The organism is Sulfitobacter dubius, assembly GCF_900113435.1.
Taxonomy (GTDB): Bacteria; Pseudomonadota; Alphaproteobacteria; order Rhodobacterales; family Rhodobacteraceae; genus Sulfitobacter; species Sulfitobacter dubius.
Map to the genome: position 1 here is coordinate 859605 of NZ_FOPG01000001.1, position 25423 is coordinate 885027.

Consider the following 25423-nt stretch of genomic DNA (forward strand, 5'->3'; position numbering starts at 1 on the left):
GCCGCCTCCAGTACCGGCGCTGTCATGGCGCCGCACGAATTAAAAAGGCCAAAAAGGCCGCATTGTCGGGCCAAGTCACCGCCCGACCCTGCTACAGGGGACCACATGGGACTATTTATTTTGCGCCGGCTGGGTGTGATGTTGCTGACGGCGCTGTGCCTGACGTTCATCGTATTCTGGCTGACCAACCTCTATCCGAACCTTGAAAAGCTCGCCAAAACCCAAGGCAATTTCCGCATGTCGGACGAGGCCGTGGCCAGCTACCTCGAAAGCCGCGGCTATCTGCAACCCACGGTCGATAAATTCGGCGAATGGCTGGGTGTGCTGCCCGGTTGGGTGACGGAAAGTGAAACGCCCGACGAAACACTCGGGCGCTGTTTCGCCGCTGGTACCCCGGTAGAGGATCGCCCCACCCGCTGCGGCATCCTGCAGGGCGACTGGGGGTTTTCCACCGTCTTCAAAGAGCCCGTGGGCAAGACTGTCCTCACCCGTCTTGCACTCACCGGCAAGTTGATGTTCTGGGTGCTGATGCTGATGGTCCCCTCGGCGCTGATCGTAGGCGTTTTGGCGGGGATGCGCGAAGGCTCCAAGCTTGACCGCTCGCTCTCGACCTTCTCCATCGCCACCACGGCGACGCCTGAATATGTTTCAGGCGTGATCTTCATCGCGGTGCTGGCCTCCTCTCGCTTTGGCCTCTCGCCGCTTCTGGCGGAATGGGGTTGGATCGACAGTAAAACCCTGTTTCTCGGCTCCGCCACGTCTGCCATGAAAGACGCCAACTTCTGGAACTTCTTCCTGCCGGTGCTGACCATCTCGCTCTACGGCATGGGCTATATCGCCCGGATGACGCGGGCTTCGATGACCGAGGTGATGACCGCGCAATATATCCGCACAGCGCGGCTTAAGGGCGTGAAGTTCTCTGAGATCGTGCTGAAACACGCCCTGCGCAACGCGCTGATCGCGCCCTTCACCGTCATCATGCTGCAAATCCCATGGTTGTTGAACGGTGTGGTGATCGTGGAGACCCTGTTCAATTACAAGGGCTTCGGCTGGCTGCTCGTTCAAGCGGCGGCCAACAACGACATCGAACTGCTGCTCGCCGTTTCGGTCGTGTCGGTCATCGTCGTTCTTGTGACGCAGTTGATCTCGGATATCGGCTACGTCTTCCTCAACCCGCGCATTCGCATTTCTTAAGGGAGCATGGACATGGAACAACTGACATGGACCGGGTCTCTTGCGGGGCTCAATATCATCTTCCTCGGCCTTTGCGTGATGCTGGCCTTGGCTGTCGCGATGCAGATCGTCGTTTCTTTCCTCCCTGCCAGTGACGCGCAGGAGATCAACCCCGATGGCACCGTGGCCCGGCGGGGCGGGCTGGCAGGCGGGTTGAACCGCGCGGTGATCCTGCTGTTCGCGCTGCTGATCCTTGTGGTGCTGATCTATATCGTCGCCGGTGCCTTCATGGGGCCGCAGGCGGGCATCTTCGGCGGCATGTCGCAGCAGATGCTACCAGTCTGGATTGCGCTGATCCTGACCTTCGCCGTCTCTATCCATTTCAAACGTCGCCTTGGCTTCTACGGCAAACTCTTCGACAGCACCGTGGGGATGATAGGCTTTGCCATCGTCATGTTCTGGGTCTTCACCGGAGTCTTTGGCGGGTTGTTCGACTTGCTGGTGACGCATGACAGCCTCAGCCAAACGTCGGGCATGAAGAACAAGCTGCCCGGCACCCCGCTGCGCAGCCCCGATGAGGGCGAATACCCGTGGTTCCTGCTTGGCGGTGATAACCTTGCCCGCGATGTCTTCTCTCGGCTCATTAAAGGGTCTTGGGTCGTGGTGCAGATCGCGCCCTTGGCGACGCTCTTTGCCTTCATGGTGGGGATCACACTGGGCTTGCCTGCGGGCTACTACGGCGGTCGGCTTGATACGATCCTCAGCTTTTTGGCAAACCTGATCCTCGCCTTCCCGGTAATCCTGCTGTTCTACCTGCTGGTCACGCCCGAGATCGTGCTGACCGGCATTCCGAACTATATGGCCGTGTTCCTGTTCATCTTCCCGCTGATCTTCCTCGCTGTGCTGCTGAACTCGCGCTACTACACGCAGCCATCGTTCCGCACGCCGCTGTTGATCGTGGTGCTGGGTATTGTCGGCTGGCTGTACCTGTCGCTGGTGTCCACCAACGGCGCGATCGTGGCGACGGATAGCTACCGCATCCCGGGCCTACCCGGCATGATCGACCTCTTTGATATCGACCCCGGCGTGCTGGTGGTCTTTGTCTCGGTCGTCTTCGTGAATTCGCCCACGGTGTTCCGCATCGTGCGCGGCCTCGCGCTGGATATCAAAACGCGCGACTATGTGGCCGCCGCCCAAACCCGCGGCGAAGGTCCGTGGTACATCATGCTGTGGGAGATTCTGCCCAATGCCCGTGGTCCACTGATCGTCGATTTCTGCCTGCGCATCGGTTATACCACGATCCTTCTCGGCACTTTGGGGTTCTTCGGCCTTGGGCTGGAAAGCGAAAGCCCGGATTGGGGCAGCACGATCAACGCGGGCCGCCGCCTGCTGTCGCTGTATCCACACGCGGCCATCGCGCCCGCGCTTGCACTTCTGAGCCTCGTGCTGGGTCTGAACCTACTGGCCGACGGCCTGCGCGAAGAATCCTTGCGCGACTAAGAAACATCCTCCGGGGGGCGCGCCCTCCCGGACCCTTTTGATCCCCCGACTGGGAGAGACAAATGCCAAAAACAGATTACGACGGCCCCATTCTTGAGATCAACAACCTGTCGATCTCGTTCTTTACCCGCCTGCGCGAGATCCCCGCCGTGATGGATTTCTCCGTCAGCGTCCAACCGGGCGAAGCCGTGGGCCTGGTGGGCGAGAGCGGCTGCGGCAAGTCCACGGTGGCGCTGGGCGTGATGCAGGATCTGGGCCGCAATGGCCGGATCGTCGGCGGCTCCATCAAATTCAAGGGCCGCGACCTCAGCGAGATGAGCCCCGAAGAGCTACGCGACATCCGCGGCAGTGAAATCGCGATGATCTATCAAGAGCCGATGGCCAGCCTCAACCCCGCCATGCGGATCGGCAAACAGTTGATGGAAGTGCCGATGATCCACGCGGGCATGTCTGAGAAGGAAGCCTATGCGCGGGCGCTTCAGGTGGTCACGGATGTGAAACTCCCCGATCCAGAGCGCATCCTGAAAGCCTACCCGCACCAACTCTCGGGCGGGCAACAGCAGCGCATCGTGATTGCCATGGCGCTGATGTCCGAACCCTCGCTTCTGATCCTTGATGAGCCGACGACCGCGCTCGACGTGACCGTCGAAGCGGCGGTGGTGGATCTGGTGAAGGACTTGGGCAAGAAATACGGCACTTCGATGCTGTTCATCTCTCACAACCTCGGGCTGGTGCTGGAAACCTGCGACCGTATCTGCGTGATGTATTCCGGCGAGGCGGTGGAGAAAGGCTCCATCCACGATGTCTTCGACGAGATGCAGCACCCCTACACGCAGGCGCTCTTCCGTTCGATCCCGCTGCCCGGCGCTGACAAGAACGCGCGGCCTCTTGTGGCCATTCCCGGCAACTTCCCCCTGCCCCATGAACGCCCGCCCGGCTGCAACTTCGGCCCCCGCTGCGACTATTTCGTGCCCGGCCGCTGCGATGCCGCGCCGATCCCGATGGAAAGCGTCCCCGGCAATGACCGGCACGAAACCCGCTGTATTCGCTTCCAAGAAATCGACTGGCAAGCGCCACTGGAACTGGCCGAGGTCAAGGAAAAGGGCGATGTTGGCGAGGTCGTCCTCAAGATGGACAAGCTCAAGAAATACTATCAAGTCGCGGCCAATGCCATGTTCGGCGGCGGCAATACCAAGGTGGTCAAAGCCAACGAGTCGTTGAGTTTCGAGGCCCATGAAAGCGAAACACTCGCTATCGTCGGGGAATCCGGCTGCGGCAAATCCACCTTCGCCAAGGTGCTCATGGGGTTGGAGACAGCGACCGAGGGGCACATCTACCTTGATGGCAAAGATATCGGCGGGGTGCCCATTGACGACCGCACGACCAAGAACGTCGCCGATGTTCAAATGGTGTTTCAGAACCCCTTCGACACGCTGAACCCGTCGATGACCGTCGGGCGGCAGATCATCCGCGCGTTGGAAATTTTCCGCATCGGCAAGAATGAGAAAGAGCGCAAGCAGCGGATGCTGGAACTGCTCGATCTTGTAAAACTGCCGCGTGAATTTGCCACCCGTATGCCGCGCCAGCTCTCTGGTGGCCAGAAACAACGCGTCGGCATCGCCCGCGCCTTTGCGGGCGACGCGCGGATCGTGGTGGCGGATGAGCCCGTCTCGGCGCTTGATGTCTCGGTGCAGGCGGCGGTTACGGATCTGTTGATGGAAATCCAGCGCGAGCAGAAAACCACGCTCCTGTTCATCAGCCACGACTTGTCGATCGTGCGCTATCTGTCGGACCGGGTCATGGTGATGTATCTGGGCCATGTGGTTGAGCTTGGAACCACCGATCAGGTCTTCTCGCCCCCCTATCACCCCTATACCGAAGCATTGCTGAGCGCGGTGCCGATCGCCGATACCAAGGTAAAGAAAAAGCATATCGTGCTGGAGGGTGACGTGCCTTCGGCGATGAACCCGCCCCCCGGTTGCCCCTTCCAAACGCGCTGCCGCTGGAAATCTCAGGTCCCGGGCGATCTTTGCGAGCGCGAACTGCCACCAATGGTCACTATGACGGACGGGCATCAGGTCAAATGCCACCTCTCCAACCAGCAGTTCGCCGAGATGGAGCCAGTGATCGAAGTGGGCACCGCTGCCGAGTAACTGCACATAAAAATGGCGCGGATCCGGGGAAGATCCGCGCCTTGATCCTCAGGCTGGGGTACAGGGGAACGCCTGAGGAATCCTGTAATAGACCTTATGGGTCGATTGGTTCGCCAGCTGTGTTCACATTGGCCAAACCTTCGGCCACGACATCCGCGAATGTCGACACCATCGCGACGTAGAACTCAGTCTCGGACGGCTGCACGTTGACATAGCCTTCGGGCGCAATTTCGTCTCCAGCATAGGCAGAAATCATAACCGGAAAGCTAAGACCAGCGTTGTCGCCATTAGGGCTGGTGATATCAACAACGCCTTCCAACTGGTTGAATTCTTTGCTGTCTGGCAGCATGGTCGAACCGTTCAGCGCGATCTTTCGGATATCAATCTTGATCTGCGGATCAGCGGCGTCGCTGCTCATCGGCACACGCTCGGCCACTTCGGCACGCAGGTCTTCTTCCAGATCAGGATAGAAATCCATCGCGTTGGCCTCGGTCGAAGCCGACACAGACGATTTTACGTCAATTGCGGATACCATGATCTTTTCATCAGCAAAGGCGGAACTGCTAAGAGCAATGGCACTAACACCGGCAGCGAGGGCGGTATTTTTCATATTCGTGAACATGTTGTTCTCCTACGATCTTTTCTTCTCTGCGGCGGGCCAATCCCGCTGCAAGAGGTTCTGATCAGAGAACACCACGAACGCCTCGGTGGTTCCCACGCACGCCGACAATGATTGAGGGGCATAGGAAGAACCCCGCCCAAATCGGGCAGAGATATCAGCCATTCGCAATAAATTTCAGCAGCTTAACTACCAGAGATCACTTTGACGTAATTGCGTGTTTCTTTATAGGGCGGCACGCCGCCGTATTTCTTCACCGCGCCCGGACCAGCGTTATAGGCGGCCAAAGCAAGCTCCCACGTGCCAAACGCACGGTACTGCATCTTGAGGTAGCGCGCCCCACCTTCAAGGTTTTGCGCGGGATCGGTCGGATCCACCCGCAAGGCCTGCGCCGTTTGGGGCATCAGTTGCGCCAACCCCATCGCGCCCTTGTGAGACAGCGCCTTGGGGTTCCAACCACTTTCTTGCTGAACAAGACGCAGAAACAGATCAACCGGAATGCCATGCCGGGTCGCGGCATCGCGCGCAGTGCTCAGGTAAACACCTTTGTAAGAGCCATTATATTTCGGGACATCCCATTTGGTGGGGGTGACAACCGTGGGCGGTTGCAGCCTGACAGACGCGGAATATTGCTTGGACGCACGGTTATCGAGAATGCTTTTTTGCGATGAAAACAATCCCGCACGGTTTTTGGTCGCGAACACATCAGCAGCCGCCGAAGCTGCTCCGATTGCGATCAACCCTGCCGCAGTGACCCCTACTGCAGCCAGACTGGCCACAAATCCCGTCTTTTGCATCAACCTGCCCCCTGTCGTTGCATCGCGCGCAGTATACCCAAAACCTCGCCGCGTGCCAGCCCCGGTTCCACCCCCGCGCGGATGGTTGCGCGGGGCGGAAAGCCGGTGTCATCCGGCGAACAACCACGGTATAAACGGCCGAATTGGGCGCGGTCGGATTCGCGCCCTGAGCAATGACACAGCAATGACAAACGAGGGGGCAAGATGGCCGGCTCAGTGAACAAAGTGATCCTTATCGGCAACCTCGGGCGCGACCCCGAGGTGCGGTCGTTCCAGAACGGCGGCAAAGTGTGCAACCTGCGCATCGCCACCTCGGAGACATGGAAAGACCGCAACACCGGTGAGCGCCGCGAGAAGACCGAATGGCATTCGGTGGCGATCTTTCAAGAAGGGCTCGTCCGCGTGGCCGAGCAATACCTCAAGAAGGGCTCCAAAGTGTATATCGAGGGCCAATTGCAGACCCGCAAATGGCAAGACCAATCCGGCGCAGACCGCTATAGCACCGAAGTCGTGCTGCAAGGCTTCGCCGGCACGTTGACCATGCTCGACGGTCCCGGCGGCGGCTCCGGCGGCGGCGGTGGTGGCGGCGGCTACGGTGGTGGCGGCAATGACTACGGCAGTGGCGGCGGTGGCAATGACTACGGTGGCGGCTATGACAGCGGCCCGTCCTCCTCGGGCGGTGGAGCCGGCGGCGGCGGCGGAAGCCGTGACCTTGACGACGAAATCCCGTTCTAAGCCAAGCGCGATTTTCGGCGGGGCGCTGTTGCGCCCTGCCCACCCCCTGCGGCCGCTGACGTGACGCGCGCTTAACCTTGCCGCAATAGAACCCTCCCCATCGCGATACCCGCCGGGCAGGTGAATTGTTCGGCAACAGGATCAGAGGCTCCAGCTCGGGGCCATGTCGAGACGTTCAGACATGCAGGGTGACGCCTGTCTCAGACATCCGATTTGGCGGCGCCGCCCTTTTTAAACGGCCCCGAAACTGCACAGATCAGAGGATATGAACCGCCGGGCCCTGCCCGTTGCGGATCACTGTCGCGCGCTTAACGCATCGCGCAGTAAGGTCAGCACGTCGGCATTGTCGACTTCGGCCCCGGCAAAGGCCTGCCCGATGCCCCGCGCCAGAACAAAGCGCAAGCGCCCGTCGACGACCTTCTTGTCCTGCCCCATGAGGCGCAGCAACTCATCGGCGTCCGGCAAAACACCGGGAATATCGCGCAGGTCGGTCTTCATCCCCATCTGCACCAGATGCGCCCGCAACCGGCTAGGGTCTTCTTGCGGGCACAGCCCCAGACGGGCCGAGAGTTCAAAGGCCAGCGCACAGCCGATCGCCACGCCCTCACCGTGCAGCAACCGGTCGGAATAGCCCGTCGCGGCCTCAAGCGCATGGCCAAAGGTATGGCCAAGGTTCAACAGCGCACGGTCGCCCTGCTCTGTCTCGTCGCGCTGCACGATATCGGCTTTCATCTGAACCGAGCGACGCACCGCTTCGACCCGCCCGGCCATATCGCCTGCAGCCAATCTCGGGCCTCGCACCTCTAGCCAGTCAAAGAAACCTGCGTCACCCAGCAGCCCGTATTTGACCACTTCGCCATAGCCCGCCAGAAAATCGCGCTCAGGCATGGTGCCCAACACATCTGTATCGGCCAGCACGAGGCATGGCTGATGAAACGCACCGATCAAGTTCTTGCCTTGGCTTGCATTGATCCCGGTCTTACCGCCCACCGAACTGTCGACCTGCGCCAGAAGCGACGTCGGGATCTGCACAAACCGTACCCCGCGCCGCAAGACGGCAGCAGCAAAGCCCACCAGATCGCCGATCACCCCGCCGCCAAAGGCCACGACGATATCGCCCCGCTCGACCTGTTCATCCAGCAGCCAGTCAACGCAGCGCTGAAGATTGGTCCAGTCTTTAGTGCCTTCGCCCGGCGCGAGTTCCAGCGCCGACATCGTGATGCCTTCGGCGGCCAGCCCCTCGCGCAGGGTCTGCAAATGCAGCGCGGCGACACGGCTTTCAGTGATGACGGCCACGCGCTTGCGACGCAACAACGGAGAAATCAGCGCACCCGCCTCGGCCAGCAACCCCGGCCCGATGACCACATCATATTCGCGCCCCGGCAGGGCCACGGAAACCGTCTCACGCATCCAATTTCTCCAAAACATCGGGCCGGGTCAGCAGCTTTTCGATGACCCGGTTGGCCATTGCGTCAATCGACAGGCGCGGGTCGCAATACACCGACAGGTCCGCCAGCCGGTACAGCGGCACCCGGTCGCGATAGAGCGCCCCCAGCGTCGCCTTGGGATCGGCCGTGCGCAACAGCGGGCGGCTGTCTTTATAACGCACTCGGTTCCACAACAGATCCAGATCCGCATCCAGCCAAAGCGCCACACCATAAGCCGCGATATTGTCGCGATTCACCTCAGCCAGAAACGCGCCGCCGCCTGTGGAGAGGATGCACCGTTCTTCTGCCAACAGCCGGGCGATCACCTCGGTCTCGCGCTTGCGAAAGAACGGCTCCCCGTCGCGGGTAAAGATCTCCGGCACGCTGAGATTGGCCGCAGCTTCAATCTCGGCATCGCTGTCCAGAAAGGGCGCACCAAGTTTGGCCGAGACCGCACGCCCCACCGCCGTCTTGCCCGCTCCCATCATGCCAACCAGCGCCACCGTCTTGTTCAGACGGTAACGGGGCGGCGTTTCTTCGCCATCGGTCATGCTGTGCTTAATTCCGCTCATTTTTCTCTGAATGACGTGATCTTGCCGAAAAGGCCATATATAGTTTGGCAAAATAGCAGAATTTCGGGCAGGCATGGTTCATGGGTAAAATTTTTAAGCTTTTGATATTTCTATTGATTGTCGGCTTTATCGGATTGGTGGGCTATGCCTATGTCGGTCCTTTCTTCGGCGTGGATTTTTCACCCGAACAAATCGAGACTCGCCAGCCCGTCACGCTGACAGCGGATTGAACAGGGTGGCAACCGCCATGTCAAATCGCGGCTGGGCCGTCTGTGCTGCTTTGATTTGCTCGGTCAGCGCCAGCGCATTGCTTGCCGAATCTGCCGAGGACCGCAATTTGGGCCGCACCCCTCGCCAAGCGTCAGAGGCAGAGCAGTCGCCCCCCGCCCCGGGCGGCCAACCGCTGTCGGTGATCGACTGGCTCGGCGCGCAGTCTCCGCCCCAGAACCTCCCCAAACGCCCGCCCAATCCCGGCCGGGCAGACGAGCCTCCGGTCGCCGATAACGCCTTGGCCCCTGAGGTGCAGGTCACCCCGTTGGGCGATGGCGCACCGCGCCGTATTGGGCTGGTGCCCAGCAGCGTCACTGGGCTGCGCGGCGATATTTGGATGGGCAGCGACACCGACGCCCTGATTGACCGCATCCGCGACCTGCCTGATCTTCATCTGCCCGCCGCCCAAGCGCTGCTTTACACTGTGCTTCTGGCCGAGGCGCAAGCCCCGCAAGGCGAAGCGCGCAATGGTGATCTCTTGGCACTGGCGCGGGGCGAAAAATTGATGGAGCTGGGCGCGCTCGACCCGGCGCTTTCGTTGATTGAACAGGCCGGGGTGACCACCTCGACCGCGCATTTCGACCTGTGGATGCAGCTTTCCCTGCTGACCGGGACCGAACACCGCGTCTGCGAACGCCTCATGAAAGCACCGCATCTGACCCGTGATTATGGCACGCGTATCTTTTGCAACGCCCGCGCGGGAAATTGGGAAAACGCGGCGCTGACCTTTGGCTCGGCACAGGCGCTTGGCCTGTTGCCGGAAGAGCAACTTGAACTCTTTGATCGGTTCCTCAACCCCGATTTCTACGAAGGGGCCGAGCCGCTGCGCGTGCCGCGTCAGATGGATCCGATGACCTTCCGTCTGTTTGAAACGATTGGCGAGCCGCTGCCCTCGCGCATTCTGCCCCGCGCCTATGCGGTGGCCGATCTGCGGGACATCGCCGGCTGGAAATCCCAGCTAGAGGCCGCCGAGCGCCTGACCCGCGCAGGTGCCCTGCCCGACAACCTGCTGCTGGGCCTTTATACCGACAGGCAGCCTGCCGCATCGGGCGGCGTCTGGGACCGTGTCGCGGCGCTGCAACGTTTCGAGACGGCCCTGCGCACCAGCAGCCCCGAAGCGGTGGCCAAAACCTTGCCCCCCGCTTGGGAAGCGATGCGCGAGGCCTCCCTCGAAGTGGCCTTTGCCACGCTCTTTGCCGAACCCTTGTCGACCATTCCGCTGGCGGGCCATGCGGCCATTTTGGCGCGGGATGTGGCGCTGCTCTCTCCGGCTTATGAAGCCGCCGCTGCGCGGGTCATTGGCAGATCGCCCGAAGACGAATTGCTGCGCGCCGTGGCCCGCGGCAATACCCCCACAGGCCCCGCCCCCGATGCGCCTTTGGCCGCCGCGGTGCATGATGCATTTACCAATTCTGCCCCGCGTGCCGATCTGATGGCACTGGCGCGGGACAAAGAACTAGGGATGGCGGTTTTGCGCCTGCTCTCGCTCTTGCATGATGGCGCCAGTGGTGACACATCGGCGCTCCGCGACGCCCTAGCCACCCTGCGCGCCCTCGGGCTGGAAGACACTGCCCGCCGCGCCGCCTTGCAGATTGTATTGCTTCAGCAATGATGATGTCCCAGACCCCGACCTTCCACTGGATCTCTAGCTTTCTAGAGGCCGCTGCCGCCGAACAGGGCGCTGCCACGAACACGCAGCTTGCCTATGGCCGCGACCTCAAGGATTTTGACGCCTTTTTGGCGCGGCAGAACCATGACTTCCTTACCGCGAGCCGGGGCGAGGTTGAGGATTACCTTGTCTATTGCGATGCCCAAGGCCTTGCCAAATCGACCCGCGCACGGCGTCTGTCGGCGATCAAGCAGCTTTACCGTTTCGCTTTCGAGGAAGGGCTGCGCGAAGACAATCCCGCAGTGCAGATCGCCGGACCGGGCCAAGACAAACGCCTGCCCAAGATCCTCTCCGAGGAAGAGGTCGACCGCCTTCTGGATGCCGCGCGCAACTCTGGCCGCGCATTGGCCGATCAACTGCGCAACACTTGCCTGATGGAGCTGCTTTACGCCACTGGCATGAGGGTCAGCGAATTGGTCAGCCTGCCGGTCAGCGCCGCGCGGGGCGATCCGCGCCTGCTGCTGATTTCGGGCAAAGGCGGGCGCGAGCGGTTGGTTCCCCTGTCGGAACCCGCACGTGATGCACTGGCCGCATGGCTGGTGGTGCGCGACAAGGCGGATGATGCAGCCCAAGCCAAGGGCAAACCGCCCGCGCGGCACCTCTTCCCCTCGCGCGGGGCGACGGGCCATCTGACGCGGCATCGGTTTTATCTGCTGATCAAGGAATTCGCCGTGACTGGCGGTGTCCCCCCTGTAAAGGTCACGCCGCACACGCTGCGCCATGCCTTTGCAACACATCTTCTGGCCAATGGTGCAGACCTGCGCGCGATCCAGACCATGCTGGGCCACGCCGATGTCGCCACGACCGAGATCTACACCCATGTCTTGGAAGAGCGTCTGTCCGACCTTGTGCTAGAGCGTCACCCTCTGGCCAAAGACGGTACCCGCAAACCGGGTGGCAGCACGTCCTCCGAAGGCCAGTAACCGCTTTGCAGCGCGTCCGCATAGGCGCGCGGCAGACCGGCCTTGGCCATATCTGCCACGGCACCTGCGACGTCATAGCTTAACCGATGAAACGTCACCTCGCCCCCATCCAGCACAGCCACCCGCGTCTGCTGGGCACCGTCGTGGGGCGGCATGCCGATGACGCCCGCATTGATCCAGCGCCCGCGCGGTGTCTCGTGGATAAACGGAAGGCCGGAATGCCCGGCGATGATGTGATCCACCGGGCCAACGACCTCCTCCAGCGCCTGCCACTCCTCCTCAAACACCGCCTCGGCACTCTCAGACCAGATGAACCGCGCCACGTCGCGCACCCCGCCGTGGATCACGCCATAGCGCTGCCCGTGATGCTGAAACACCGCCACATCCGGCAGTGACCCCATCCACGTCTTCGCCTCTGCGGCCAACGCCTGCGCGGCATGGGCATACCACGCGCCCGACAGCATGTCGCAACTGCTGCCCGGCGCGAAACCACAGCCGCAATCCTCGGCCCCGCTGGCCAGTTGCAACTCACAATTGCCCGCCACCACGGCAGAGCCAAGCGCCCGGATCGCCGCCACGCTTCCGCTTGGTGCCCCGCAGTAGGCGACCATATCCCCGGTGCAGATCATCTGATCTCCGCCGATGCCGCGCGCGGCGGCAAAATCCGCCAGCGCCTCTACCGCCTGAAGGTTTGAATAGGGCCCGCCGAACAACAGCAGCGGTCCGTCCAGAACCTGAAGGTCTGCCCAGTTGATTTTCGCCTGCATCGCACCACCCTGCACTGTCGCAACCCTTGAATGACGCAGCCCCTGAGCCCATAACAATCACACACATAATGGATGGATTTAGACCTCATGGAAACGGGCCCCGCCCTTTTTGACACCGCTTTCTGGATCAGTACCGGAATTATCCTTTTTCTCCTTGTCCTGTCGGGCTTCTTTTCGGGGTCCGAAACGGCGCTGACCGCCGCCTCGCGCGGCAAACTGCGTGCGCAGGCCGACAAAGGGTCAAGCGGGGCGATACGGGCGCTCAAGATCACCGAGGATAATGAGCGGCTGATCGGTTCGGTCCTTCTGGGCAACAACTTGGTCAACATCCTTGCAGCCTCCATGGCGACGGCGCTGTTTACGCGGCTTTTTGGTGAGAGCGGTGTGGCGCTGGCAACATTGGTGATGACGCTTCTGGTGCTCGTCTTCTCCGAGGTTCTGCCCAAGACCTATGCCATCACCAATGCCGAGACTGCCGCCGCGCTGGTTTCGCGGCCCATTAGCCTTGTGGTGTTTATGTTCTCTCCGGTCGTGACGGCAGTGCGGTTTTTCGTACGCGGTGTGCTGCGGCTGTTTGGGGTGCAGATTGACCCCGACAGCAACATCCTCGCCGTGCGCGAAGAGATCGCCGGGGCGTTGCAACTGGGCCATTCCGAGGGTGTCGTCGAAAAAGAGGACCGCGACCGCATCTTGGGCGCGCTCGACCTGCGCGAACGCGCGGTCGAAGAGGTCATGCTGCACCGTTCGGGGATTGAGATGATCGACGCGGCGTCTGACCCGACCGACATCATGGAAAAATGCCTGCAATCGAACCACACACGCCTGCCCGTTTTCCGCGATGACCCTGAAAACATCATCGGCGTGATCCACGCCAAAGACCTGTTGCGCGCCATGTACAAGCTGATCGGCGGTCCCAATGGCGACGCAGCGGCGCTCAACGGGTTCAACGTAGCCGATGTGGTGATGAAGCCCTATTTTGTGCCCGAAACATCCACCCTTGATGAGCAGATGCGCCAATTCCTGCGGCGCCGCACGCATTTTGCGCTGGTGGTGGATGAATATGGCTCGCTTCAAGGTCTGATCACGCTTGAGGATATTCTGGAAGAAATCGTGGGCGAGATCACCGATGAATTCGACCCCGATGCGGATCACCCGTTAAAGCAATCCGAAGACGGGCATTTGATGGTCGAAGGTGCGATGACGATCCGCGACCTCAACCGCGCAACGGATTGGTCGCTGCCCGATGATGAGGCCAATACCATCGCTGGTCTGGTGATCCATGAGGCGCAGATGATCCCCACCGTGGGGCAGGTTTTCTCGTTCCACGGTTTCCGGTTCGAGGTGATTGAGCGGGACGGCAACCGCATTACCCAGCTGAAGATCCGCCCGCTCTAAGCGCGGGTTATTCCGGCGACTGCACCGCCGCGCGCACATCTTCCTGCGCGGCGGACCAAATGCGCGCCCGGTCTGGGCCAAAGGGCACTTCCTCAAAGGCGCGGCGCAGATGGTTCTCTGCCGCTTCTCGGGCTGCGGCAGCAAGGCCCGCATCAGGATGATGCATCAATCCGGCAAGCACCTGTTGCAAAGCCATCTGCACCTCAACCACAGACGCACCGTCGCGGGCCAATGCGCCGAAACCATCCTCGATCAGCGCCTCTGCCGCAATGGGCGCGATATGCAGGTTGGGCAGTTCCACTTCCTCTGTGGGTTCCGCTTCGTCCGAGTAATAGGACAGAATGCGCCCGATACGGGTGATCACATCAATCGCCGTGCCGCCATCGTTGATCCCCGGCGACAACGCTTTTGAGGCGACCTCTCCCAGCACACGCAACCCAAAACGCGGGTCTTGGTCAAAGGTGCGCAGATCGCCCAGCCGAACGGTGCTGATCACTTTCTTCTCAAGGCTTTCCCAATCATGTTCGGCATCCTGCGGGCAACCACGCCGGGCGGCCCTCACCAGCGGCTCTCCGACAAAGACAAAATCCCCAATCCGCCGGGTAAGATAGACCTCAACCCCATGATCGCGGGCCTGCTGATCGAGGGCTTCGGGATAGATATGTTTCAGATAACCGCTTTCGCGGGCAAGGATTGGACGGGCATCTTCGGGGACCGGACCCGTCAAAGGGTGGCCGCCCATACAAGGGGTTTTCAGCCGTTCCTTAAACAGCGACGTGGTCACGCTTTCGATCTGGCGCGTGGTGTCGATCAGACTGCCAAAGCTTTGCAGATGCAGCACCCAGCGGATCAGGAAGACCACGATAATCGCCAGCACCATGACCGTTGTCAGAAACAGCACGAAGGAGCGTTCGTCGACATAGATACCCAGTTCGCGCATGATGATTGCCACCAGCGCATAGACATAGGCACCGATGAACACTGCAAGCGTGTTCTGGGTGGTCCGATCTTGGATAATCAACCGATGCGCACGCGGCGTAAACTGCGCCGAGGTAGAGCGGTAGACCGTGACCATAATCGTGATCGAAAAGATCGTTACAGCCAACATCGCATCCGCAATGATCTGCAACAGCCGATCCGCGGCGTCGCCTGTTAAGCGCGTTGCGACTTCCTTGGGCACCAAGGGTTCAAACAGTTGCGTCATCCCAAGGGCGACAAAGGCCAACAGCCCCATGAAAACCACCCGCACCCAAAGCTTGCGGGAATATTCGCGGGCCTTGCGAAACAGGGTATGCGGGATCAGATCTTTAATGTTCATGGGGCAAGGGTAGCACGAAAAAGCGCCCTGCCAACGGTGCCTTAGCGGGATTCTTCGGCCTGAAGGGACTGTTGGGATATCGCCAACGCGGCCCTAGCCCCGAAGGGTCTTATCCCCGCGCCATTCCCCCGCTACTCTGGCGGCATGACACATACCCCTCTCCCCGTGATCCTCCTTGCCGCTGGTGCCTCGACCCGGATGCGCGGGCGTGACAAATTGATGGAAGACATCGGCGGCCAGCCCTTGTTGCGTCGTCAGGCCCAACTCGCGCTATGCCTTGGCCCCGTCACAGTTGCCCTGCCGCCAGCGCCGCACCCGCGCTATACCGCGCTCAGCGGGCTTGAGGTCACCGCCCTGCCCATCTCTGATGCGGCCGAGGGCATGGGGGCGAGCCTTCGGGGTGCCTTTGCCGTCCTCCCGCCCAAGACCCCAGCGGCGATGGTGATGCTGGCCGATATGCCAAAGGTACAGGCGGCAGACCTTACCCGCCTCGCGGCGGCGGTTGATCTGAACAGCGAGACATTGATCTGGCGCGCGGCGACTGAAGACGGCACGCCCGGACATCCGATCATCTTTGCAGCCGCGCTGTTCGATCAGCTTAGGCAGCTTAGCGGCGATGATGGCGGGCGCGCGGTGGTTCGCGGTGCCGCAGGCCGTGTGCAACTGGTCCCCCTGCCCGGTCAGCGCGCAAGGCTAGATCTCGACACCCCTGAAGACTGGGCCGCATGGCGGACCCAGCAGCGGGAGAAATAGCCCCCGCACAAAAGAAAACGGGGCGGTCACCCGCCCCGTTTCTAAGCTGCATCGCTTCCCGCCCCCGCGGGTTTATTTTACCAGCAAGCTGGCTTCGTGCTTTTTCAGCGAACGCCGCGCGGCGGTATATCCTTCGATCCCCTCTTGCGTCGCAAGCTCTGGGAAGAGCTCAAGGATCTCGTTGCGTTGCTCTTCGCCGATACCGGCCAGCGACATATCACCAGGCTGGAAGCTTTCGGTCCATGTGCCGTCCGACAGGATCACCTCATGACGGTCGAACATCACGTGGATGTAAGTGGTGCCAGAGACTTCGACCACGTCGATGCCGTCCATGCCGGTCAGATGTTTCGCCGCGACCAAGACTTCACGCTCTTCAAAATACAGCGCTGTCTTCTCGTTGGCGACCAGCACGCGGTGGTTGGGGCTGACCATCATGTCACGCTCTGGCAGTGCATTGCCAAGCGCGCCTTTGCGGATCAGCACCGGCTTGAGATGTGCGGCCATTTCGAACTCGGCCCCTGTCATCTCACGGGCACCGGCCCAGCGGATCGTCTGAATGCCGTTGTCGCGGGTGATGACCCGGTCACCGACCTGAAGCTCCTCGACACGGACCTCGCCTTTTGGCGTGGCGATCTTGGTGCCAGGTGTGAAACAGGGGATCACATTCTCGATCTCGACAAAGTTCAGACGCCCGGCCTCGCTGCCGTCTTCGTTGAAGTAGTCAACAAAACCGTCTTCGCGGTCGTCCGACGTATAGGTGACCTCCAAACGGCCCCCCTCGGGCGCCGAGCCACGCAGGTCGAGCGTGTCATAGTCCACGCCTGCGCTGCCCCCGTCGACATCATCGCCCGCGTTGACGTTGACGAAGGTATCCTGATCGGCCCCGCCGGTCATCACGTCAACACCCGCACCACCGTCGAGCAGATCATCGCCCTGACCGCCCATCAGCGTGTCATCGCCCTCGCCGCCCATCAGCGTGTCATTCTCGCCGCCACCGTCGAGCAGATCGTTGCCCTCGCCGCCTTCGAGATAGTCGTCGTCACGGTTGCCGCGCAGCGTGTCATCGCCAGTACCGCCATAGAGCATGTCATTACCCTGACCGCCGGAGATGCTGTCGTCGCCCTGACCACCAAGCAGCGTGTCGTTGCCGGTGTTGCCTTCGATGATGTCATCGTCGATCTGGCCGTCGATATAGTCGTCACCCGAGCCGCCGCGCAGCAGGTCTGCGTCATCGGCGCCATAGATCACGTCATCGCCTGCCCCACCGTCGACCGTATCCATCCCGTTGGTCGGGTTGCGGTCTGGGGTGAAGGGGTTGGACGCGTCTTCTTCGTCGGGGATGTCGAGCACGTCGAGACCCAGATCGGGGTCGTTGCCAGCATAGATCGTGTCATTGCCAGCACCGCCGAGCAGACTGTCGTTGCCTTCGCCGCCAACGATACGGTCATCGCCGTCGCCGCCGTCGACAAAGTCATCGTCGATGCCTGCGTTGATGACATCATCGCCGGTGCCGCCATAGATGGTGTCACGGTCGTCGCCGGTGCTGATCGTGTCATTGCCCGCACCGCCGTCGACATAGTCGCGGTCGTTCTCGGGATCGGTGTCGGGGTCAAAGCTCAGGCTGTCGCTGTCGCTTTCTGGATAGCCCAGATCAGGTGCGATATCGCCGTTGCCGGTGGTGATCATATCGTCACCGTCGCCACCATAGACTTCGTCAGAACCTGCGCCGCCTTCGACGTTGTCATCGCCGTCGCCCGCAAAAATGGTGTCGTCGCCGTCGCCTGCGCGGACGTAGTCGTCATCGCCTTCGGCACCGGGCAGCAGCGCGTCGTCGTTGTCGATCATGTCGCCATCGGGATCGCCGGTATAGGCGGTGTCGATCAGGTCTGCGCCCGCCGTGCCGTCAACATAGCCGTCGCGGGTCGCGCCGCCGTCACCCACGGTGACCGTCACGGTGCCCTCATCGGTCAGACCGTCGGGATCGGACACGGTGTAGGTGATTGTCGCGTCGCCGGTGAAACCGTCGTCGGCTTCAAAGGTGATGGTGCCATCGTCGTTGATGGTCACGGTGCCATCGTCGCTGGAGGCATCCGCCACGCTCAGCACGTCGCCGTCAACGTCGGTGTCGTTTTCCAGAACCGGGATCACAACCGCATCGGTGCCGGTGGTGCTGGCCGTGTCGTCGTTTGCGACGGGCGCGTCGTTCACCGGGTTTACGGTGACATTAACAGTGCCGGTATCGGTGCCGCCGTTGCCGTCATCCACGGTGTAGGTAATTGTGGTGTCACCGTTGAAATCTGCGTTCGGCGTGAAAGTCAGCGTGCCATCATCGTTGATGACAACATCACCGACGGGGCAGCTTGCCATGGTGATGGTCAGCGTGTCGCCATTGGCGTCTGTGTCATTACCCAACACGTCAACGGTGCCAGAGGTGTCTTCGTCGATCTCCAGCATGTCGTCTTCGGCCACCGGGGCATCGTTGCCGCCACCTTGGGGCTGGCCATCATCAAAGGTCACGTTATCAATCGCACCGGAGCCTTCAAAACGGACCTCCATACGGGACACGTCCTGCACGTTAAGCAGCACAGTGCGCTCTCCCCCGTCCCCTGTTGGGTCAACGAATTGGTTGTCGATGACATTGCCATTCGCATCGTAGAAAATCATCCGCGTGCCTTCGCCGCCGGTTTCTTCGATGTCTTTGAAAGTCAGGCTCTTCATCTGGACGCCATCTTCGAAGTCGAAGAACAGGCTGCCGCCGCCAGCGTTGTCGTCAGGGTCGCTCTGGTCGCCGTCTTCCGAGACGATCAACAGACCTTCAAGCGTGTCGGATCCCAGGTCGCTATCACCGCCTGTTGGATTGCTGCTGTCAAAGATCATCGCCTGACCGGAGCCGCCGCTGGCCGAAACCGTGACGCCCAGATCTGCGTATTCATCATCGACGACGGTGCCTGCGCTGAACGCGTTGAAATCAAGTGTTCTAATCATTGTGAATTCTCCTGAGCGGTGTTGCACGCGGCGCGCAACGCGGCCGTCTTGGAAGTGAATGCAGTTTCAATCTGACGAATAGGGCGCCGAACGGAAGAGCGGCTGAATTGGGCATTTCTTGCCCCGCAGAAGGCCGATGGACTGGCCAGTCGCTTTTGTATCATCTTGTCTCTCCCTCCGTTCATACGCGCCCCGCTGGCTAAAGCTCCAGGTCTGACGGCACGCACCTTTTGCAACAACGTGGGGAACAAGCCGGCATAGGGCCTTAACCGAGATGAATTTCCCGGTGGCTTTGTGAATACGGTCGCAAACTATACGGCGTACCCACATTTCCCGCATACTCGATGCGCTCAATGCGGCCGCCCCCGTGACCTACAGACTTCTTATGCCCCCCAGTTGGGCACCTATATGAATAGACAACCTATTCTCATGGACAAAGCGAAAAATGTTTGAAAATTGCCGGAACCAAGTGAAGTTTTGCCACAATTCAGGTGGTTTAGCAGGTCAGATTGTGGCGATTGTTTCCTAAGCTCAGGGTGCCAAATTAGCAGATCGTCATAAAATTAAGGAAAAAGAACGAAACGCGACCGCCGGATACGCGCGACCGCTGAGGATACTGTTTCATATTCCGCTACAATTTGGCCACAAAATGACCTTAAGCGCTACGCCATGTTCTTGTCATATTTCCTGAATGCTTGTTCACGGCATGGAACCAATGCGGCCAAAACCTGTGAAACTGGTGACGCGACGCCCCTGCGCTCGCCTTATTTACGTCGAATCACCTTGACCGGAGAAACGAGGCTGAAACCGCAACCCCAGCCCTGAAAGAACGCCAGCTGAGCGCGATAAAGCTGATATGGCGACTAAACCACCGCCAGCACGAACAAGCAGCGGCGCGGACAAAACCGCTAAATCAGATGACGGCTACCAAGCACAGTATTGCCCTCTATCCCCCCTGCCCAAAACCGCCTCGAACCGGCACTCAAAACGACCTTTCATGCGCCCCAAACGACACGGTGCAGACACGGCGGCGACACAGGCGATAATCCAACCATACTGTGCGATGCGGCCTCTGCATGTGGCAGGTTGTCACACCCCCATTCCGCCCTATTGCAAAGGCCGCTCGGGTGAACCAAATGCGCCCTATGTTGATGTATGCAGTTCATATGAGGCGCCCGCGCAGACCGGGCACATTGCTGAACCGCCGGTAGCCCCGGTCGGACAGGCCGATCCGCCTGTTCGTGCCATGGGGGTTCCAACTGACTTTCCGGATCACACTCGGGATGAGACCCACACGACCGACCCGGCCCGGCCTTTTGGCACAGACCGTCATCTTTCGCGGATCCATCCACCTCTGACACTAAATAGATATGGAGCATGCTATGCATTTCCGCCTGCTGAAAAACACCAACCAAATCGCCGGAATGCCCGGAAACGCCTTTGCCGGAAGCGCAATGCCCCATGCCGGTGCGCCAGACGGCCTGGCACTTGTCGCCATGCTGCGCCGTGTGCTGCGCGACATGGCCCGCCGTTGGGAACGTAACCGCACCCTGTCGACCCTGAACGCCATGGACGACCGTCTGCTGCAAGATATCGGCATCAACCGCAAAGACATTCCGCAGCATATTCGCGACATGGAAAGTTTTTCCCGCCGCTAATGGCTTGGGCACGCGCGTCTGCCGAATGACGCGCGAACGGCCTTATCTATATGGCGCCTCGCATCGGGCTGCCACCTTCCAATCCTCCGCGCCGACACCGGCGCGGGGCCTGATCTTGCGTGTATCGTCACGCAATCGTGTTGCACTTAGCCGACCGATCTGTTTTCTTATCTCCAGCAAACCCGGCCATCCAAAGCTGCCGCGCCAATCCGCGCGACTGGCTTTTTTACTCATGCAACGGGTCAACAAATCAGCGGACCGCGCCTGCGCGGAACTGCGGATACAATAGAGGAGATATCACTATGAAACGCTATTTACTTGGCACGGTTTTCGCCGTCGCAACCCCCATGGCTGCTGCCGCTCAGGACTGCGGCGAAGTCTCGATCGCGGAAATGAACTGGGCTTCGGCGCAGATCGTCACCGCCGTGACCGAATTCCTGCTGGTCCAAGGCTATTCCTGCGACGTGACCGTTGTCCCGTCCGACACCACGCCTGCCGTGACATCGCTGTCGGAAAACAACGAGCCGGACATCGTGCCCGAACTGTGGCCGAACTCCGCCGGTGACGCCTACAAAAAGCTGAAAGCAGACGGCAAGATCGTCGAGCTGACCTCCGTCCTCGATCCCGGCGGCGTCGAAGGCTGGTGGATCCCCACCTATCTGGCCGAAGAACACCCCGAGCTTAAGACCATCGAAGGCATTCTGGAAAATCCCGAACTGGTCGGCGGCATGTTCAACAACTGCCCCGATGGCTGGGGCTGCCGCGTGGTGAGCGACAACCTCGCACGCGCCTATGACCTCGAAGGTAACGGCATCGAAGTCTTCAACCACGGCTCGGGTGAGACGATGGTGACCTCGATGGCGTCGGCCTACGAGAGCCAAGAGCCTTGGTTCGGCTACTACTGGGCGCCGACCACCCCGCTTGGCAAATACGACATGACCAGCGTCGATCTGGGCGAATATGACGAAGCTGCGCATAGCGCCAACCAAAACGCCGACACGCCGGAGCCCAAGGCATCGGCATTCCCAACGGCGCCGGTGCTGACTGTCATGACCAAAGATTTCCATGACGCGAACCCCGAAATCGCGGAATTCATCGGCAATGTGACCTTCAAAACAGACTCGATGAGCCAACTGCTGGCTTGGCAGGGTGAGAACAACGCCTCCAACGAGGAAGCGGCTGTGTACTTCTTGCAGAACAACAAGGACGTCTGGGCCGATTGGCTGAGCGAAGACGCCCGTGGCAACCTGTCCAAGCTACTTGAGCAGTAAGACAGTATGACAGATTATCGGGCGGGGACCTTTTCAGGTTCCCGCCCGATTGTTTCAGAACTGGTGGCAAAACTTACGTCTTTTCACACCCACTGCGCGCGGGATTTGGCCGCGCTGCGCAGTTTCTTTGCAAGGACATAGGTGTAGATTTGCCGCCCCTCTTTGGGGCAAATTGTTCCGTGCGACGCGCATGTTGAACCGCCTCTCGAAAAGCAAACGGTCTGTTCCGGACCGGGAAAGCGACAGATGGCAACTTACGACAATTTCTTTGACACGCTCGGCCTGCGCGGCTGGTGTGGCGACGACCAAGGCGGTGGGCTTAGCTCCATGGCCGACCTCATGGGCCAAGCGGGCGGTGATACCGACACGACGCTCTGGGACATGCCCTTCCCCTCGCTCGATGCGCTGCACGATAGCTGCGATGCGATCCCGCAGTCGCGCGACCTGACCCAAGGGCTGGAACAAGGGTTTCTTTCGGTCAAGGACAGCCTGAAGGTGGTCGTTGACCCGCTGACCCAACCGCTGAGCTGGGCATTGGAGAACGCGTTGTGGATCATGCAGGCGGTGCCGTGGTTCATTATGATCCCGCTGTTGATGGTCATCACCTATGCCGTTGGCCGCTCGTTGAAATTGGTCGGTCTGGTCGCGCTGGTCTTTGGCTTTCTCGCCTTCATCGACTTTTACGACCACACCATGCAGACGCTGGCGATCATCTTTGTCTGTGCATTCATATGCGTGCTTTTGGGCGTGCCCATTGGCATCGCCATGTCGCGCAGTGACCGGGTGCAGCGCACGATGATCCCGATCTTGGACATGCTGCAAACCCTGCCGCCCTTTGTCTATCTGATCCCGCTGATCTTCCTGTTCTCGGTGACCGAGCCGAAGCTCTACGGCATCGCCATCATCCTTTACGCCATCGTGCCAGTGGTGCGCCTGACCGACCTTGGCATTCGCCTTGTCGATCAGGACGTGATCGAGGCCGCAGATGCCTTTGGCATGACCAACCGTCAAAAGCTCTACAAGGTGCAGATCCCGCTGGCGCTGCCTAACATCATGGCCGGTGTGAACCAGACCATCATGATGAGCCTTGCCATGGTCGTCATCGCCTCGCTCGTTTCGGCCCCCGGTCTGGGTGTGCTGGTACTGCGCGGCATCCGAAGCCTTGAGTTGGGTGTCGGTCTTCTGTCGGGTCTGGGGATCGTCCTTTTGGCGATCATCCTCGACCGGGTCACCAAAGCCGCGCTTGCGCGGATCAATGCATCGCAGAAGTGAGACCAGCCATGACAGACGATATCAAAATCTGCGTTCGCAACCTGTATAAAATCTTTGGCGATGACCCACAGGGCGCGCTGGAGAAGGTGCGCGGCGGCATGAGCAAGGCCGACCTTCAGGCCGAGACCGGCCATGTGCTGGGCCTCAACAACATCAACGTGGACATGCCTGCGGGCAAGACCACGGTGATTATGGGCCTGTCGGGCTCGGGCAAATCGACCCTGATCCGGCACCTTAACCGGCTCATTGACCCCACCTCGGGCGAGGTGATCATGAACGGCGAGAACATCCTCGACTATAACGAGCGGCGGCTGCGTGAGATGCGCAAGCACGAGATGTCGATGGTGTTTCAGAAGTTCGCGCTGCTGCCGCATCGCACCGTGTTGGAGAACGCCGGGATCTCTTGGGAGATCGAAGGCAAGACCCGCAAGAAATACGCGGCTGAGGCGACGAAATGGCTCGACCGCGTGGGTCTACAGGGTCAGGGCGACCAGTATCCGGCACAGCTTTCGGGCGGGATGCAGCAACGTGTGGGCATCGCGCGGGCGCTGACGTCGAACTCTGACGTGATGCTGATGGATGAGGCGTTTTCGGCCCTCGATCCGCTGATCCGGACCGACATGCAGGATCTGCTGATCGAATTACAGGCCGAGTTGCATAAGACGGTGATCTTCATCACCCACGATCTGGACGAAGCGCTGAAACTGGCGGACCATCTGGTGATCCTCAAAGACGGGTTCATCGTGCAACAAGGCGAGCCGCAGCATATTCTGCTGAACCCCAACGACCCGTATATCGAAGCCTTCGTCAGCGACATTAACCGCGCGCGGGTGCTGCGCGTCCGCTCGGTCATGGAGAAGACTGACGTACCGCCCAGCGACGTGGCGGGCGAGGTTGACCACGACGACACGCTGGAATCGATCATCGCGGTTTCCGGAGGTGACACGACCAACAACTACCGCGTCATGCGCGAAGGCCGTCAGGTCGGCGTGCTGCATATGCGCGATCTGGTACGCGCGCTGGTGCCGCGCCACCCCGGCGAAGCAGCAGAGTAACGCCACGGCAACCTAACCGCGGCAAGACAGGGGCAGCGCCCGGCCAAAGCGTCGGCGCTGCCCTTTCTGCCCGCTCTGCTCCGCTGCCACCGCGTGAGACCGCTTGAAAACAGCAGCTTAAGCCGCCTTTCATTCTGCAGAACGGCGCATTGCCGCCGATCAAAATCTATGCATCCTATTGACACTTTGCCCCACGATTGGCCTATGGGGGATGAAATAAACACTGGGGTTCAAGATGCCGCAATCTGCTACGGCCAATATTCTGACTGTTCTCGACACCGATTTCAAAGGCATCATCGAGGAGTGGCTGGGAACGCAGGTCAAAGAAGGCGTAAAGCGTTCTGACCTGTTCTCTGATGCGGAGAGCCGGAACCAGAACCGCGAATTGCTCAAAGCCTTTTCCAAAGGTGTGCGCGATGGCGTCACGGGCGAAGATTTTGACTTTGACGATAACCAATGGGACGACCTGCGCGCCGTTCTGGCCGATGTGAGCCGCGAGCGGGTCAACCGTGGCGTGACTCCGACCGAAATGGCGACCTTTGTTCTGGCGTTGAAGACCCCGCTGTTTAAGCGGCTCGAAGCGATGCTGGACAGCGACCACGGCGTCTTGATCCGCGACGTGATGCTGGTCACCCGTTTGGTCGACGCCTTTGCCATCTACACCAACGAAATTTTCATTCTTGAGCGCGAGCAGATCATTGATCGGCAACGCCAAGAGATGCTGGAACTGTCGACCCCGGTCGTCGAGCTTTGGGACCGCGTCCTAACGCTGCCACTGATCGGAACGCTGGATTCCGCCCGCGCCCAAGAGGTGATGGAGAACCTGCTTCAGACCATTCTGGAGCGTCAGGCCGAAGTGGTCATCATGGACATCACCGGCGTCGGCACCGTCGACACGCAGGTGGCGCAGCACTTGCTGCGCGCGGCCGCTGCCGTGCGCCTGATGGGGGCCGAGTGCATCATCAGCGGCATCAGCCCGATGATCGCGCAGACAATGGTGCAGCTTGGCATTGATGTCGGCACCGTTTCCACCCGGTCGAGCATCCGCACCGCCCTGTCGGACGCGCTGTTGACCGTCGGCTATGTGATCAAGAAAACCGAGGGCCAATAA

21 protein-coding genes are annotated in these 25423 nt (G+C 60.4%); 14 read left to right on the top strand and 7 right to left on the bottom strand.

Annotation, left to right across the window (positions count from 1 at the left end):
• Window positions 1-105 precede the first annotated feature (105 nt).
• The 3 genes from BM229_RS04225 to BM229_RS04235 all read left to right on the top strand — a co-directional run bounded on the left by BM229_RS04225 (window position 106) and on the right by BM229_RS04235 (window position 4826).
• On the top strand, window positions 106-1194 hold the full coding sequence (locus tag BM229_RS04225) for an ABC transporter permease (RefSeq protein WP_093926407.1): 1089 nt from the start codon (window positions 106-108) through the stop codon (window positions 1192-1194).
• Window positions 1195-1206: 12 nt separating this feature from the next.
• Window positions 1207-2673, top strand: coding sequence for an ABC transporter permease (locus BM229_RS04230; RefSeq protein WP_167360186.1), 1467 nt, complete (start codon window positions 1207-1209; stop codon window positions 2671-2673).
• Window positions 2674-2735: 62 nt separating this feature from the next.
• Window positions 2736-4826: a dipeptide ABC transporter ATP-binding protein gene (locus tag BM229_RS04235; protein WP_093926408.1), complete on the top strand. Its 2091-nt coding sequence runs from the start codon at window positions 2736-2738 to the stop codon at window positions 4824-4826.
• A gap of 94 nt (window positions 4827-4920) precedes the next feature.
• On the opposite strand, the gene BM229_RS04240 is transcribed toward BM229_RS04235, so the two are convergent.
• The gene (locus BM229_RS04240; protein ID WP_093926409.1) at window positions 4921-5448 is read right to left on the bottom strand and encodes a hypothetical protein; all 528 of its coding nucleotides are present in this window, start codon (window positions 5446-5448) and stop codon (window positions 4921-4923) included.
• Window positions 5449-5630: 182 nt separating this feature from the next.
• Window positions 5631-6242 carry a lytic transglycosylase domain-containing protein gene (locus BM229_RS04245; protein WP_093926410.1) on the bottom strand — a complete coding sequence of 204 codons (612 nt, stop codon included), beginning with the start codon at window positions 6240-6242 and terminating at the stop codon, window positions 5631-5633.
• A 204-nt stretch (window positions 6243-6446) separates the two neighbouring features.
• Here BM229_RS04245 and BM229_RS04250 point away from each other — a divergent pair, with 204 nt between their 5' ends.
• Window positions 6447-6977 carry a single-stranded DNA-binding protein gene (locus tag BM229_RS04250; RefSeq protein ID WP_093926411.1) on the top strand — a complete coding sequence of 177 codons (531 nt, stop codon included), beginning with the start codon at window positions 6447-6449 and terminating at the stop codon, window positions 6975-6977.
• A 294-nt stretch (window positions 6978-7271) separates the two neighbouring features.
• Here BM229_RS04250 and aroB read toward each other — a convergent pair whose 3' ends face one another.
• Complete coding sequence (aroB, locus tag BM229_RS04255) at window positions 7272-8387, bottom strand: 3-dehydroquinate synthase (protein WP_093926412.1); 1116 nt, start codon at window positions 8385-8387, stop codon at window positions 7272-7274.
• Window positions 8380-8976 (bottom strand): shikimate kinase, encoded by a 597-nt coding sequence (locus BM229_RS04260; RefSeq protein WP_243267292.1) that lies wholly within the window; start codon window positions 8974-8976, stop codon window positions 8380-8382. Before BM229_RS04260 ends, aroB begins: the two co-directional genes overlap by 8 nt.
• An 80-nt stretch (window positions 8977-9056) precedes the next feature.
• Between BM229_RS04260 and BM229_RS18185 the strand changes: the two genes are divergently transcribed.
• From BM229_RS18185 to BM229_RS04270, 3 genes are read left to right on the top strand one after another with little or no spacing between them, the layout of a single operon-like run.
• Complete coding sequence (locus BM229_RS18185) at window positions 9057-9206, top strand: hypothetical protein (protein WP_167360187.1); 150 nt, start codon at window positions 9057-9059, stop codon at window positions 9204-9206.
• A 17-nt stretch (window positions 9207-9223) separates the two neighbouring features.
• The gene (locus BM229_RS04265) at window positions 9224-10858 is read left to right on the top strand and encodes a hypothetical protein (RefSeq protein WP_244152105.1); all 1635 of its coding nucleotides are present in this window, start codon (window positions 9224-9226) and stop codon (window positions 10856-10858) included.
• A complete protein-coding gene (locus BM229_RS04270) occupies window positions 10855-11838 on the top strand; it encodes a tyrosine recombinase (RefSeq protein WP_093926415.1) in 984 nt (327 codons plus the stop codon). Before BM229_RS04265 ends, BM229_RS04270 begins: the two co-directional genes overlap by 4 nt.
• On the opposite strand, the gene BM229_RS04275 is transcribed toward BM229_RS04270, so the two are convergent.
• Complete coding sequence (locus BM229_RS04275; RefSeq protein ID WP_244152106.1) at window positions 11775-12605, bottom strand: metallophosphoesterase family protein; 831 nt, start codon at window positions 12603-12605, stop codon at window positions 11775-11777. The genes BM229_RS04270 and BM229_RS04275 overlap by 64 nt on opposite strands.
• 87 nt (window positions 12606-12692) lie before the next feature.
• Between BM229_RS04275 and BM229_RS04280 the strand changes: the two genes are divergently transcribed.
• Entirely contained in the window at window positions 12693-14000 is a 1308-nt protein-coding gene (locus BM229_RS04280) for an HlyC/CorC family transporter (RefSeq protein ID WP_093926416.1), read from the top strand.
• Window positions 14001-14007: 7 nt separating this feature from the next.
• Here BM229_RS04280 and BM229_RS04285 read toward each other — a convergent pair whose 3' ends face one another.
• Complete coding sequence (locus BM229_RS04285; protein ID WP_093926417.1) at window positions 14008-15318, bottom strand: DUF2254 domain-containing protein; 1311 nt, start codon at window positions 15316-15318, stop codon at window positions 14008-14010.
• Between the two features lie 144 nt (window positions 15319-15462).
• On the opposite strand from BM229_RS04285, the gene BM229_RS04290 reads away from it, so the two are divergent.
• Complete coding sequence (locus BM229_RS04290; protein ID WP_093926418.1) at window positions 15463-16071, top strand: nucleotidyltransferase family protein; 609 nt, start codon at window positions 15463-15465, stop codon at window positions 16069-16071.
• Window positions 16072-16143: 72 nt separating this feature from the next.
• On the opposite strand, the gene BM229_RS04295 is transcribed toward BM229_RS04290, so the two are convergent.
• On the bottom strand, window positions 16144-19056 hold the full coding sequence (locus BM229_RS04295) for a Hint domain-containing protein (RefSeq protein WP_093926419.1): 2913 nt from the start codon (window positions 19054-19056) through the stop codon (window positions 16144-16146).
• 1370 nt (window positions 19057-20426) lie between these two features.
• Here BM229_RS04295 and BM229_RS04300 point away from each other — a divergent pair.
• The 5 genes from BM229_RS04300 (at window position 20427) to BM229_RS04320 (ending at window position 25423) form a co-directional block, all read left to right on the top strand.
• On the top strand, window positions 20427-20714 hold the full coding sequence (locus BM229_RS04300; protein WP_093926420.1) for a DUF1127 domain-containing protein: 288 nt from the start codon (window positions 20427-20429) through the stop codon (window positions 20712-20714).
• Window positions 20715-21016: 302 nt separating this feature from the next.
• Window positions 21017-21985, top strand: a complete 969-nt coding sequence (locus BM229_RS04305; protein ID WP_093926421.1) for an ABC transporter substrate-binding protein — start codon at window positions 21017-21019, stop codon at window positions 21983-21985.
• A gap of 246 nt (window positions 21986-22231) precedes the next feature.
• Window positions 22232-23257 carry an ABC transporter permease gene (locus tag BM229_RS04310; RefSeq protein WP_093926422.1) on the top strand — a complete coding sequence of 342 codons (1026 nt, stop codon included), beginning with the start codon at window positions 22232-22234 and terminating at the stop codon, window positions 23255-23257.
• Window positions 23258-23265: 8 nt separating this feature from the next.
• Window positions 23266-24312: a quaternary amine ABC transporter ATP-binding protein gene (locus tag BM229_RS04315; RefSeq protein WP_093926423.1), complete on the top strand. Its 1047-nt coding sequence runs from the start codon at window positions 23266-23268 to the stop codon at window positions 24310-24312.
• 235 nt (window positions 24313-24547) lie between these two features.
• On the top strand, window positions 24548-25423 hold the full coding sequence (locus tag BM229_RS04320; protein ID WP_093926424.1) for an STAS domain-containing protein: 876 nt from the start codon (window positions 24548-24550) through the stop codon (window positions 25421-25423).